This window comes from Halogeometricum sp. S1BR25-6 (genome assembly GCF_031624495.1).
In the GTDB taxonomy this organism is placed as follows: domain Archaea; phylum Halobacteriota; class Halobacteria; order Halobacteriales; family Haloferacaceae; genus Halogeometricum; species Halogeometricum salsisoli.
In genome coordinates, this window is sequence record NZ_JAMQOP010000005.1 from 216784 (window position 1) to 229763 (window position 12980).

Consider the following 12980-nt stretch of genomic DNA (forward strand, 5'->3'; position numbering starts at 1 on the left):
ACCGAGTCGATTTTTAACCGATGTCGTACACGCAGGGCATTCGGCAAAACCGGTCGCAGTTCGCGTTACAGCTGCTGACCGTCTTCGCGGTCGGACTAACCATCGGGGCCGAGCGGAACGTCGTCCCAGTGCTCGGACGCGACGTGCTGGGCGTCGAGTCGATGCTGGTCATCGGCTCGTTCGTGGTGAGCTTCGGCTTCGTCAAGGCGCTGCTCAACCTCTACGGCGGGAAGTGGTCCGAGACCTACGGCCGGAAGCCCATCCTCGTCGCCGGCTGGCTCGTCGCGCTGCCGATTCCCGTGGTCCTCGTCTACGCGCCGAACTGGTGGTGGATTACGCTCGGGAACGTCCTCCTCGGCATCAACCAGGGACTGGCGTGGAGCATGAGCGTCAACGCGAAGATAGACCTCGCCGGAAACGACGCGCGCGGGTTCGCCGTCGGCCTCGACGAGGCGTTCGGCTATGGCGGCGTCGCCGTCGGCACGTGGGTGACGGGCGTACTCGCCGCGCGGTACGGACTCCGGCCCGAACCGTTCTACTTCCTCGCTGGTGTCGTCGTGTTCGCCCTCGTCGTCTCGGTCCTGTTCGTCGAGGAGACGCTTCCGTACGCCCGGGCAGAGGCCGGAGCCGAGGACGACGGCGAGACGGACGCCGACCTCCCGTTCCGGTCGATACTGAAACGGGCGACGTGGGGCGACCGGACGCTGTTCGCGGCGGCGCAGGCCGGGAGCGTCGAGAAGTTCGTCGACGCGCTCGTCTGGATAGCCTACCCGCTGTACCTGACGAACGCCGGACTGTCCGTCGCACAGGTCGGCGTCGTCGTAGGCGTGTACGGCGGCGTCTGGGGAGTGCTACAGCTCTACACTGGGAAACTCGCGGACGATATCGGTCGACGGCCTCCGGTTGTCGCGGGGATGTTCGTCGCCGGCACGGGAGTGCTCGCGACCGTGCTGGTCGACGGCTACTGGCCGTGGATGCTGACCGCCGGCGTCACGGGCGTCGGGATGGCGCTTCTCTACCCGAACCTGATCACGGTCGTCGGCGATGCCGCGCACCCGTCGTGGCGAGCGACCGGACTCGGCGTCTACCGCATGTGGCGCGACGCCGGCTACGGCTTCGGCGCGATTCTCATCGGCGTGACGGCTGACCTGGTCTCCACAGAAGCAGCGTTCTACGCCGTCGCCGCCGCGATGTTCGTCTCTGGAACCGTTACGCTCATCTGGATGCGAGAGACCCACCCTGAACGCGGCGCGGAGGGGAGCGGCCGACCGCCGAATCTCGAATCTCATCAATAACGGCCGAGGCCAGATCACCGTATTCTGGCGAGCACCGCGTCCTTCCGCCAGTAGACGAGAGCTGACGCGAACGCCATGAGACCGAGAACGACGGTGGTCCCGAGGTAGTTCGCGGTCGCAAACTGCGACCCTGCATAGCACACTAACAGGTACCCGGGAATACGCCCGACCGCCGAGATTACGACGAGTTTCCAGAGCGGAAGGCGCGTGATACCGGCCATGAAGCAGATCGCATCGTCCGGCAGCCCCGGAACGAGAAATACGAAGAAGAGCGCGAACTGGCCCTCCCGGGCGACGATTCGGTCGAACGCGGAGAGGGTGTCGGTGGCGATCCCCCGTTCGACGTAGGGCCGTCCGTACCGACGGGCGACGAGGAACGCGACCGTGCTTCCGAGCGCGGCGCCGATGAGGCTGTATGTCGTCCCGTGGAGGACGCCGAGAGGAACCCGCCCACGAACGCGACCAGTTGTCCGGGGACGGGAGCCAAGACGATCTGTGTCGCCTGGAGAAGGATGAAGACGAGGGGTGCGAGCCGTCCGTACTCTCCGATCCTCGACCGGAGCCACATCGGATCAGTGAAGCCCGGGAACATCCGCTGAAAGAGGACCGAGACGACCGCGACGGCCGCGACGAGAGCCGCGACCCCGACGAGCGTCTGCGTTCGTGTCCGCGTCGACGTGAACACCGGCCGTAGTCGAAGTTGTGGCGGCATTGGAGACGGTAACGGTGGACTACCTTCGATTCCGCACGAACGCGCCGACACCTGCGAGAAGGCCGACGACGGTCGCGACCACGATCGAAATCGTGGCGCTCAACTGGAGCACCAGCGCGAGGGCGAACGCGACCAAGAGGACGACGCCGAATGCGCCGAGTGCGCGAGCGAGACCGCGCCGCGTGGAACTGGCTTTCTGACCGGTCTGAGTGAGAACGAAGGCGGCCGCGAAGGCACCCGTCACGAGGCCCGCGGGTATGCCGACGAGAACCGAGAACTCGACGTACGGAAGGAGAACCTCAGACACCGCGACGAACACGACGAGGAACGTCGCGATGCCGGCCCCCACGGCGTATCCGAGTGTTCGAGCGCGCATAGCGACGCATCGCCCGACGAATTAAAAGAACTACCGTCCGCTTTTCGTCGGACCGCCATCAAGACCGCTCCCGAGTTCACTGCACCCGTCGACCCGTGTACCGGAGTCGCCGTCTGAGATACCAGCCGCCGATTCCGAGAGTCACGAACGCGGCAGTCGCGACTGCGAACCCGAACGGACTCGTCCGCGTCGCGTCCACGAGTAATCGCCAAGCGGGTCGAGCGATACCGAGAGCCTTCGCCAGAGTGACCGTGATGAGGAGGGCTGGAGTCACGTACCGAACGAGCGGATACAGCCGTCCCAGTTCGGCGCGAACGCCGTCGATCTCGGTCGTCCAGACGAAGACGAACGTGATGAGGACCGCCGAAATCGGAAGCGCGTACGTTCCGACGGACTCGTCGATGAGATCCAAAACCGGCCTACCGGCGACCGCGAACCGAACCGGACTGTAGCTCAGTGCGGACAGAAGCCCGAGTGCGAAGACGCCCGCAGTGAGGTACCAAGTCGCCCGTGAGCGGGAGAACCGCGTCGTGTTCGTGACGGCCGCGACGCCGACTTCGAGCAGCGAGACCGCCGACGAGAGCGCGGCGAAGAACAGCAGTCCGAAGAACGCGACGGCGACGACTCGGCCGAACGGCATCGCGGCGAACGCCGTCGGAAGCGTCGTGAACGCGAGTTCGGTGCCGAGCGTCGGTTGGAGGCCGAAGCTGAACACGATGGGGAAGATCACGAGGCCGGCGAGCAACGCCGCGAAGATATCCGCGACCGTGATCAGCAACGACGACCGGAGCAGGTCGGTCTCCTCGTCGACGTAACTCCCGTACGTGAGCATGATTCCCTGTCCGACCGAGAGCGAGAAGAACACCTGTCCGAACGCTGCGCTCCACAGACCGGGATCGCCTAAGACCGAGAAGTTCGGTGTGAAAAGGAACGCGATGGCTCGGGTCCATTCGGCGAGAGTCGCCGCGTAGAGCGCGAGGGCGACGAGTATCGCGAAGACGGTGGGCATCACGACCCGCGCCATCCGTTCGATGCCGTCACGGACGCCCAGCGACGTGATACCACCGGTCAGGACGGTCACGACGACGAAGTACCCGACCGGGTGCCAACTACCGGTGAACGCCGAGAACGTGGTTTGAGCTCCTCCTAGCCACGAGACGAGAAATCCGAGCACCCAGCCCGTAAGCACGAGATAGTAACTCAGGATGAGGAGTACGCTCCCCGTGACGAGCCAACCCAACGCCGCGTACTCGGGTCTGACCGAACTGAACGCGGACACGACGTCCGTCCGAAGAGAGCGACCGACGGCGAGTTCTAAAATGAGCAATGGAACGGCACAGAGACACGCGGCGAGGAGGTACGGAACGAGATACGCGCCGCCGCCGTTCGCACCGACGACGGCCGAGAACCGCCAGATGTTCCCGAGTCCGACTGCAGCCCCGGTCGTCGCGAGCAGAAAGCCGAGACGGGACGACCAACGGTCCGAAGACATGCCTACGTCTGCGCTTTCACGGTGCATAAATCCCGATTGGGAACAGTAGACAAACGACGTGGCAGAGCGGTTCCCGCCCGCCATCGCGTTCGGGACCGGAGACATCGATCGGGAACATCTGCTTCGAGCGGGCGTCAGGCTCGATCTGCTGTTGATCGTGATATCGACCGTCGTGATGCCGAGAGCGTTCCTACTCGTCTGGCCGTTCGTGTTCTGACGCCCTCAGTCAGTGCGCCGTCCTCTCGCCACCGACGGGAATGTTCGAACCTGTCACGTAGGACGCCTCGTCCGAGGCGAAGAATACCGCAGGGTAGAAACGCACAGAATTGCAAGAACCCTACACAAGCCTTTTAGCGAGACGACGACTACTTACTGTTGATACCAATGCCGGATTCTATGGCCGAACAACTCCAGCAGGACATGGAGTGTGAGGGGCTCCTCGAGTGTTTCCACGGCCTCAAGCAACTCGACAAGGAGTGTTTCCGAGCCGTCGTTGACGCGTCGGAACCGCTCACAGTGGACGAAATCGCAGACACAGTCGATCGAGAGCGTTCGACTGCCTACCGTGCCGTCCAGCGTCTGCTTCAAGTGGGCTTCATTCAGAAGGAACAGATCAACTACGAACAGGGCGGTTACTATCACGTCTACTCTCCGACCGACCCCTCGAAGATTGCAGACAATATGCAGCGGATGCTCAACGACTGGTACGCCAAGATGGGCCAACTCATCCAAGAGTTCGAGGATAAATACGATCAGACGCAGGCTACGTCCCCTGCCGAGGGGTGAGTGGCGCATCCCGACGCCGGATTGACTGGGCTTAGAGGAGGGGAGATGTGGTGACCATTTCGTGTCGTCTCGCAAATGCCTTACTCTATCTGAATAGATGTACACGACGTGAGTAAAACAGATCGCAGCGGACTCCCGACTCGATTCAGATATTCGGACTCGTCGATAGCGGGGTTCAGCATGGTTCTTTCCGGATTCATCGCCTTCATGGGAATCATCACGGCAGAAGTGCTCTACCCGGGTTATTCGACCAGACAGGATATCAGCGATCTCGGATCGACGCAGCCACCGAATCCAGTTATCCACGAACCCTCCGCGGCGATATTCAACAGTACGATGCTGGTAACGGGGGCGCTCGTACTGGTTGCAGCCTACTTCCTCTACCGTGCCATGAGTCGCCGACGCTTCCCGCTTGTACTCGCTATCTTCGGATTCGCCGCGTTCGGCGTCGGCGTGTTCCCGGGAAACGTGACTCCTTGGCACGGACTGTTCGCACTTCTCACGTTCTTCAGTGGCGGTCTTACAGCGCTCCTCTCCTCAAGAATCGTTTCCGGGCCGTTCTCCGTTCTGTGTGGTCTCTTCGGTGGCATCTCACTACTCATCCTCGTGAGCGTCTTCTTCTATGGACTCGTTGTCGGTGGCCCGCATCCGCTAGCGTTCCTCGGAAGCGGGGGAATCGAGCGCTGGGTGATCTACCCGCTCGTCGTTTGGATACTCGCTTTCGGAGGCTATCTGTTAGGAACACCGCACAACAACTCGAATCGTTCTGGCTAGTGACCGAGACGGGTCCAATACCTGAAACAGTCGGTGGACACCGCTGGATTTCCCGTTGCACCCTTATGTCGGCGCCGTACTCTCGCCGCTGGCGTTTGGAGCATTTCTCGCCCTTCGCGGTACCGGTGACGACTCGTTAACTGATGGGACGAAGTTAGATCGGTAATCCACCCGCCGGATGGAACCTTTCGCTCGAACAGAGAACCTAATCAATTCCCCTGCTTACTAGCCGTAGAGGAACCTACGATGCAAGTCAAATTTGATCGCGACACCTGTACAGGAATTTTCAACTGTGTCCACGAGTGGGGGCAGTTCGTCGCAGATCGTGATGTCGGGGAAGCCTCGCTCGTTGGAAGCTAGGAGGCTAATTTGGAAGAGTACGTCCGCGAGGTTCCCGATGACGAGGAGTTCAACGCAGAGATGGCCGCGCGAGTCTGCCCTGTGGACGCGATTACGATCTACAACGACGAGGGCGAACAGCTTGTCCCATAACGCGGGCCGAAAAGACGGCCATTGAGTAGCACCCGATTACTCGTGCTTTCGGGCGAGAACGAGTAACGCAACGCTATCTGCGTTTGCGGATGGTGAGATGTCGTGTGTCCCGTCGAAGTGAACAACGTCTCCCGCCTGCAGTTCGTGAGCATCACAACTCGTGCAGCGCAGTCCGATCCGGTGTAGCCGCTCGACGTAAGGTGGAGTCATGTACGCAGTATATTGCCTGATAGTTACTTAATAGCACAATACTAATGTCGCCGGGTCACCAGCATACGTTGTGAGGACCGCGGAACACACCAAACCATGGCTCCCCCCAAGTCCGGTCCAAACGATGAAACCGCAGCGAGCAGAGACTCGTCTAAGAGACTATCCCGCCGTGCGCTCCTCCGGTCAACCCAAGCGGCTGTCGTCGGCACTATCGCCGGATGTCTCGGTGAGATACCCGGCACCGAATCGAACGGACGCGAGGTCACGCCGCGCCCGACGGTCACCGAGGAACCAGACACGTCGGTCCAACTCACCGCTGCGCCCGACACGGACACAGGAGCAACTGGAACATCCTCGACGTGGACGTACGACGGCCGAACTCCGGGCCCGGAACTCCGCGTTCGCGAAGGGGACGTGCTCGGCGTCGAACTGGCGAACGACCTGCCCACGGAGACGACGGTACACTGGCACGGCGTCCCCGTTCCGAATCCCGTCGACGGCGTTCCCGGGGTGACGCAGGACCCGATTTTACCGGGCGAGACGTACGAGTACACGTTCCGCGCCGAGCCCGCGGGCACGTACTTCTATCACAGCCACGTCGGGTTACAACTCGACCGCGGGTTGCTCGGTCCGCTTATCGTCGAGGAACGCAACCCGCACGTCGAGTACGACCGCGACATCGTCGTCGTGTTCGACGACTACCTCGCCGAGGAACCTCGTCTCCCGTCCGAGAGAGGGACGAACGGTGGGATGGGCGGCGGCATGGGTGGGAGCGGTGGGATGGGCGGCGGGATGATGGGCGACGTACGTCCCCCCTACGATGGTCACCTCGTCAACGGTCGACTGCCAAACGACCCGGCGACGTTCGAGGTAACGGAGGGCGAGCGGATTCGCTTTCGATTCGTGAACGCGGCCAGCGCGACCGTGTACGGCGTTCGGTTGGCGGGACACGAGATGACGGTGACGCACGCCGACGGACGACCGGTCGAACCCGTCGACGTGGACTCGTTCGTCTTCGGCGCCGGCGAGCGATACGACGCCGTGGTTGTGGCGGACAATTCGGGTTCGTGGTCCCTCCGGGCAGACGCGCTCGACGGGAACGAATCACCGGCGAGAGCGGTGTTCAGGTACGATTCTGCGGACGGGACAGACGCTCCGACCTCGCCGTCCTCGTCGAGTAACCAGTTGACCTACGGCGATCTGCACGCACTCTCGCCACTCGACGGCGTAAGTGGTAATCCCGACCGGACGTTCGACCTCTCCCTCTCGCGCGGCGGCGGTCCGTCCTACACGTGGGTGATAGACGGGCAGGCCTACCCGGACGCAGACCCCCTCCAGATCCGTCCCGGAGAGCACGTCCGTATCCGACTGACGAATCGGAGTCCGGTCGTTCACCCGATGCACCTCCACGGGCACTTCTTCGCCGTCGGCGACGCGGTCAAAGACACGGTCCTCGTCCCGGGACATATGGGGCAGGCGACGATAGACTTCCGCGCGGATAACCCGGGCCGCTGGCTGTTCCACTGTCACAACCTCTACCATCTCGACGCCGGGATGGCTCGGGTGCTGCGGTATGTCGAGTGACCGCGACCCCAACCGAGTTCGTCCCCCGGCTCAGATGCCGTCGCGTTCGGCGGCGTCGGCGAACGGCGCGACCGATGTGTTCCGCTGTGCGACCCACGAGAGCCGCAGTACGAACGCGAACAGCACCGCGAGCGGGGCGAACCCCGCAGTCAGCGAGACGACGACGAAGGGTAGCATCCACTCCGGCGGCGGCGGCGTCGACCCGACGGCGCCGTAGACGGCGAGCACGCCGCCGGTGAGAATCTCGACCGGAACGCCGACGTAGAGGAGGATCCGCGAGAGATAGGAGAGCTCCTTCTCGATGTACACCGTCCGGAAGTACTTCCGCGCGGTGTCGATGTGCAGGAGCTGCTCGCGGATTCGGTCGAGTAGCCTCTCTTGCTCGTCGGTCAACCCGTCGAATTCGGCTTCTATCGCCGCGATTTCGTACAGCTGCGAGGCGTGGTTCGTACCGAGCGTCGCTTCGATAACCGCGAAGATGTCGACGCTCGATGCGTTGAGCGTCCGCCTTACGCTTTCGGCATCTCCAGAGAGGTCGTCCACGAGACTGCCGACCCGAGTGTGTAGCTGTTCGTTCTCGGTCGTTTCTACGGAGAGCGACTCCCGAAGCGCTCTCGCGTCGGCGTCGACGGCTTCGTGAAGGAAGCGAAGGAAGCCGGTCGGAGAGACGGGACTCGGCGACGACCCCGACGTCTCCTCGGCCTCGCGGCGGTACTCTACCGCCTCCCGGATCCGCTGGTGGAGTTCCCCCGGAGCGCCGAGTTCCCGCGAGAGTACGAGCTGATTGATGGAGAGGACGACAGTGACGAGCGTGAGATTCCCGCCGAAAATCGAGCTGAACAGGAAGTACATCGGGCTCGACGGCGTTCCCGAGAGAAGCCCGACTGACGCGGTCACGACAGCCAGTACGAGGACTCCGAGCAGAAGCGCCGCCGCGACGGAGACGCGCGTCCCGCTGACGAGCGCCCAGCGAGCGAACGAGCTATCGATGGTCGTGGATTCGTCGTCAGACACAGTGAGAGGTCTACTCGGTGGCCTGTGCGCGGCCCTGTTGTTCGTCCCGGCTGTTCTGGCCGTCTTGGGTCGTCTCTGTGGGGTTCATTATCTCCTTTTCAACGACGAAGTGGATGAACGCGGCGTTATCGAGACTTATCCATGTCGCTGACTTGGCGTTCCTTATTGACGACTGGTCCTCCGAGCAGGGTTTGTCGATTCAGATGTTTCCGGTAGACTCGGGACGCTCAGATCGACGCGGCGGAGGAGCTGGGCGTTGACCGCGACGATCACGGTCGACAGCGACATCAGTATCGCACCGATCGCCGGCGAGAGCAGAATTCCGATCGGAGCGAGTACCCCCGCTGCGAGCGGGATCGCGAAGACGTTGTAGCCGGCCGCCCACACCAGATTCTCCTGCATCTTCCGGTAGCTCTTTCGGGAAAGTCGGACCAGCCGCACGACGTCGAGCGGGTTGTTCTGAACGAGGATGATATCGGCCGCCTCGACCGCGACGTCCGTCCCGGATCCGATCGCGATGCCGATATCAGCGCGGGTCAGCGCCGGGGCGTCGTTGACGCCGTCGCCGACCATCGCGACGTTCTTGCCCTGCTCCTGCAGTTCGACGATTTTCTTGTCTTTGTCTTCGGGGAGGACTTCGGCGAAGTAGGTGTCAATCCCGAGATCCCGGGCGACGGCGCGGGCGACATCTTCGGAGTCGCCGGTGAGCATCGCGACCTCGATACCCATCTCGTGGAGCGCCTCGACAGCCTGTCGGCTTTCCTCGCGAACGACGTCTGCGAGCGCGATCGCTGCGACGGCTTCCCCGCCGCGAACGAGGTAGACGACCGTTTGGGCGTTCGCACCGGCCTCTTCGGCGAATGCTGTTAGCTCAGACGACGGCTCGATACCGAACTGGTCGAGTAGATTCGGCCCGCCGACGTGGACGGTTTCGCCGTCGATGGTGGCACGAACACCCCGTCCCTTGATGGCCTCGAAGCCGCTTGTCTCCGGGAGTACGAGATCCCGTTCGACGGCGACTTGACGAATCGATCGGGCGATCATGTGTTCGGAGTCTCCCTCGATGGCGGCAGTCAGTGCGAGCGCGTCGTTCTCATCGATTCCAGAGACGGTTTCGACGGCGACGACGCCCTGTTCGCCCTCGGTGAGCGTTCCGGTTTTGTCGAAGACGACCACGTCGACCTCGCGAGCCTCCTCCATCGCGATACGATCGCGGATCAGCATTCCGTTTCGCGCTGCGAGCGACGTGTTGATGGCGACTACCAGCGGGATGGCGAGTCCGAGTGCGTGCGGACAGGCGATGATGAGAACGGTCACCATCCGTTCGATGACTTCGACGTTGAACCCGACGGCGATGGTCCATCCCACGGCCGTGACCGCGGCTGCCGCGAGAGCGACGTAGAACAACCATCCGGCCGCCTCGTCCGCGAGCATCTGTGTCCGCGATTTGCTCGTCTGGGCTTCTTCGACGAGGCGCATGATCCCAGAGAGGGTCGAATCGTCACCCGTCGCGACGACGCGTACCCGAAGACTTCCTTCGCCATTGATCGTACCGCCGATGACCTCCTCGCCGGCCTCCTTGGAGACGGGTCGGGACTCGCCGGTAATCATCGATTCGTTCACGTCGGAATCGCCCTCCTTGACGACGCCGTCGGCGGGAACACTCGCACCGGGTCGAACCAGTACGACGTCCCCTTCTTCGAGTTCGGTTACCGGCACCTCCTCGGTGCCTCCGTCGTCGGTGAGACGTTCGGCCGTGTCCGGTAGCAGCTTCGCGAGTTCGCCGAGCGCACCCGAAGCCTGTCGGACGCTTCGCATCTCGATCCAGTGTCCGAGGAGCATGATGTCGATGAGCGTCACCAGCTCCCAGAAGAAGTCCATCCCCGGGAGGACGACGACGGTCGCGAGGCTGTAGACGAACGAGACGATGATCGCCATCGAGATCAGCGTCATCATGCCCGGCTCACGCGACCTGAGCTCCGGCACGGCCATCTCGATGAACGGAACGCCACCGTACGCGAAGACGATTACCGCGAAGACGGGGCTAATCCACTCACTTCCGGGGAACGCAGGGACAGAGAAGTCCAGCAGTGCTTGGAGCCCCTCGCTGAAGAGCAGGGCGGGGATCGAGAGCAGGAGGCTCACGAAGAACCGCTTTTTGAACATCTGTTCGTGTCCGACGTGGCTCACGCCGTTGTCACCGTCTCCCCCGTGGTCTCCATGTCCGGCGTGTGCGTCGTGCCCTCCGTGTCCGGCATGAGCATCTGTCGACGAGGGGACTTCGTCTTCGAGCAGCTCTTGCTCGACGTGGGACTGCTCGTGATGTATCTCTCGGTGAGCCGGGCTCTCGTTGTTCGTCTCGCTTCTCGAGTGTCCCTCGTCTGTATCGTGGTCCGTCATAGTCTCTCCTGAGTGGGTGATCTCGAAGTCTGGTCTTCCGACGGAAATCACCGACACCGGGGTGAGTACCTCTACGGGAGCGGAGTCTATGCCCCTTGCGCTAAGCAATCAACGGATGTTAGAGGGATTCAGTTACTGAAAAACGGTGAAGACGATGTCCAACAGTGGAATCTAAACACACCCTCAACAGCAGACAGAGAGTACGGACGTACCGAGTACACGGCGCGTATTGATTGTCAACAGTCACCATATGACTGCATCGCAGAGCGGTTGCTCGAGCGAGTGTACCGGTCAAATAGGCCGGTGTATGCACTAACCGGTTAATCTGTAATAACAGAGTATACCTGCTGACTCTTCGTTCGCCAGCACACGCATGGGTGGAGGCACAGGAGATGGCGTCCGGGGGACTGTCTCCGGAAACATCCTGAAGTATTATGTCTACAAAGCGACGAAAGCGGTCGAATTCTACCGGCCCATCATGTACCTCTTCTTTCTGGCTCAGGGGCTTTCGTTCACTCAAATCGCCATTCTGGAGTCGCTCTACAATCTGACGACGTTGTTCGGAGAGATACCGACCGGTTACGTCGGTGACCGCGTCGGACGACGCAACAGCCTCCTCATCGGGACGTCGCTCATATCACTGACACTCCTCGGTATCGGTCTGTCGAACTCGTTTCTTCCGCTGGCGGGCCTCTACGTCTGCTGGTCGCTGGGCTACAACTTCCGCTCCGGGAGCGAAGACGCGTGGCTCTACGACACTCTCACCGACGACCTCTCCGAGGACGAGTTCGCCCACGTTCGGGGACGAGGAAAATCGGCGGCGTTGGCCGTTGGAGCCGTTGCGGCGATTCTCGGCGGGTATCTCGGTAGCATCGACCTCTCGTATCCGTGGTTCGTCGCCGCGGGCGTGACGAGTCTGGGGGTCGTCGTACTGCTTACGCTCGACGAACCCGAGACATACAAAGAGACCGCGACGGAGGAGTTGAGCCTCCGTCGGACGGTTCGAATCGTGAGGGAAGTCCTCGCACGCCGTCGTCTGCGGTCGTTTTTGCTCTACTACTACGTTCTGTACGCCGCGGTCACGTACCTGGTATTCGTCTTCCTCCAGCCGATTTTCGAGACCGTCGTTCTCGACCTTGGAATCCAGCAATCGCAGGTCGAAGCCTTGTTGGGGTGGTTCTATGCGGCGTACAGTCTCGTCGGCGCGGTACTCAACTACTATACGGGGGCGATCAGGGAAGCGATCGGACTGCGAACGTGGTTTCTCGTCCTCCCGTTCGCCGTCGGTGGCGCGCTGATCGGGATGTATCTCCTGCCGGTGCTCGCGCTTCCGACGTTTCTCCTAATTCGGGGGGTCTCGGACGTCACCCGTTCGTTCGCCGGACAGTACATCAACGACCGCGTGGAGACCCTCGGTCGCGCCACTGTTCTGAGCGCGATGGCGATGGTCAGTGGCCTCGCAGTTGTCCCATTTCAACTCGGGAGCGGCGTCGTATCTGACGCCATCTCTCCGCTGTTCGCATTAGGTATCGGTGGTGTCGTTCTCATCGTCGGAGCGGCGGCCATCCTCCTTTGGGAGACACCTGTCAGCGGCGAATAGTTCGACACTACGCTCTACGAAAGTTGGTCTCCCCACATCAGACACTCGATAGACGGTCACTCAGAACGACACGGATAGAAATAATTTCAGATCCGGGATACATCCTCTGAGTCATCACTGTTTAGATAACCTCTTGAACATTCGTACATCGACTGACGACATTAGAGACACAAAAAGTCCATTTAAATGCACCTAAGAATCGAAGCCAGAATTCAGTTAATACTGGCTCCCCAATAATTCATTGA

11 protein-coding genes and 1 pseudogene are annotated in these 12980 nt (G+C 61.7%); 7 read left to right on the forward strand and 5 right to left on the reverse strand.

Annotated features, from left to right (window positions below; translation table 11 throughout):
• Nucleotides 1-20 precede the first annotated feature (20 nt).
• Nucleotides 21-1295 carry an MFS transporter gene (locus NDI76_RS20200; protein ID WP_310925977.1) on the forward strand — a complete coding sequence of 425 codons (1275 nt, stop codon included), beginning with the start codon at nt 21-23 and terminating at the stop codon, nt 1293-1295.
• Between the two features lie 14 nt (nt 1296-1309).
• Here NDI76_RS20200 and NDI76_RS20205 read toward each other — a convergent pair whose 3' ends face one another.
• The 3 genes from NDI76_RS20205 to NDI76_RS20215 all read right to left on the reverse strand — a co-directional run bounded on the left by NDI76_RS20205 (nt 1310) and on the right by NDI76_RS20215 (nt 3875).
• Nucleotides 1310-1861, reverse strand: coding sequence for a TVP38/TMEM64 family protein (locus NDI76_RS20205; RefSeq protein ID WP_310925979.1), 552 nt, complete (start codon nt 1859-1861; stop codon nt 1310-1312).
• A gap of 165 nt (nt 1862-2026) precedes the next feature.
• Nucleotides 2027-2383, reverse strand: coding sequence for a DUF8147 domain-containing protein (locus tag NDI76_RS20210; RefSeq protein ID WP_310925980.1), 357 nt, complete (start codon nt 2381-2383; stop codon nt 2027-2029).
• A 76-nt stretch (nt 2384-2459) separates the two neighbouring features.
• A complete protein-coding gene (locus NDI76_RS20215; RefSeq protein WP_310925981.1) occupies nt 2460-3875 on the reverse strand; it encodes a sodium-dependent transporter in 1416 nt (471 codons plus the stop codon).
• Between the two features lie 58 nt (nt 3876-3933).
• Between NDI76_RS20215 and NDI76_RS20220 the strand changes: the two genes are divergently transcribed.
• The 5 genes and pseudogenes from NDI76_RS20220 to NDI76_RS20240 all read left to right on the forward strand — a co-directional run bounded on the left by NDI76_RS20220 (nt 3934) and on the right by NDI76_RS20240 (nt 7721).
• Nucleotides 3934-4092, forward strand: a complete 159-nt coding sequence (locus tag NDI76_RS20220) for a hypothetical protein (RefSeq protein WP_310925982.1) — start codon at nt 3934-3936, stop codon at nt 4090-4092.
• A 167-nt stretch (nt 4093-4259) separates the two neighbouring features.
• Entirely contained in the window at nt 4260-4661 is a 402-nt protein-coding gene (locus NDI76_RS20225; RefSeq protein ID WP_310925983.1) for a helix-turn-helix domain-containing protein, read from the forward strand.
• A 180-nt stretch (nt 4662-4841) separates the two neighbouring features.
• A complete protein-coding gene (locus NDI76_RS20230) occupies nt 4842-5435 on the forward strand; it encodes a DUF998 domain-containing protein (RefSeq protein WP_310925984.1) in 594 nt (197 codons plus the stop codon).
• Between the two features lie 246 nt (nt 5436-5681).
• Nucleotides 5682-5927, forward strand: a pseudogene (locus NDI76_RS20235) (ferredoxin).
• Between the two features lie 306 nt (nt 5928-6233).
• On the forward strand, nt 6234-7721 hold the full coding sequence (locus tag NDI76_RS20240) for a multicopper oxidase family protein (protein WP_425498394.1): 1488 nt from the start codon (nt 6234-6236) through the stop codon (nt 7719-7721).
• Between the two features lie 30 nt (nt 7722-7751).
• On the opposite strand, the gene NDI76_RS20245 is transcribed toward NDI76_RS20240, so the two are convergent.
• On the reverse strand, nt 7752-8735 hold the full coding sequence (locus tag NDI76_RS20245; protein WP_310925985.1) for a DUF7972 family membrane protein: 984 nt from the start codon (nt 8733-8735) through the stop codon (nt 7752-7754).
• Nucleotides 8736-8897: 162 nt separating this feature from the next.
• Nucleotides 8898-11135 carry a copper-translocating P-type ATPase gene (locus NDI76_RS20250; RefSeq protein ID WP_425498395.1) on the reverse strand — a complete coding sequence of 746 codons (2238 nt, stop codon included), beginning with the start codon at nt 11133-11135 and terminating at the stop codon, nt 8898-8900.
• A 373-nt stretch (nt 11136-11508) separates the two neighbouring features.
• Here NDI76_RS20250 and NDI76_RS20255 point away from each other — a divergent pair, with 373 nt between their 5' ends.
• The gene (locus tag NDI76_RS20255; RefSeq protein WP_310925986.1) at nt 11509-12735 is read left to right on the forward strand and encodes an MFS transporter; all 1227 of its coding nucleotides are present in this window, start codon (nt 11509-11511) and stop codon (nt 12733-12735) included.
• Nucleotides 12736-12980: the final 245 nt, after the last annotated feature.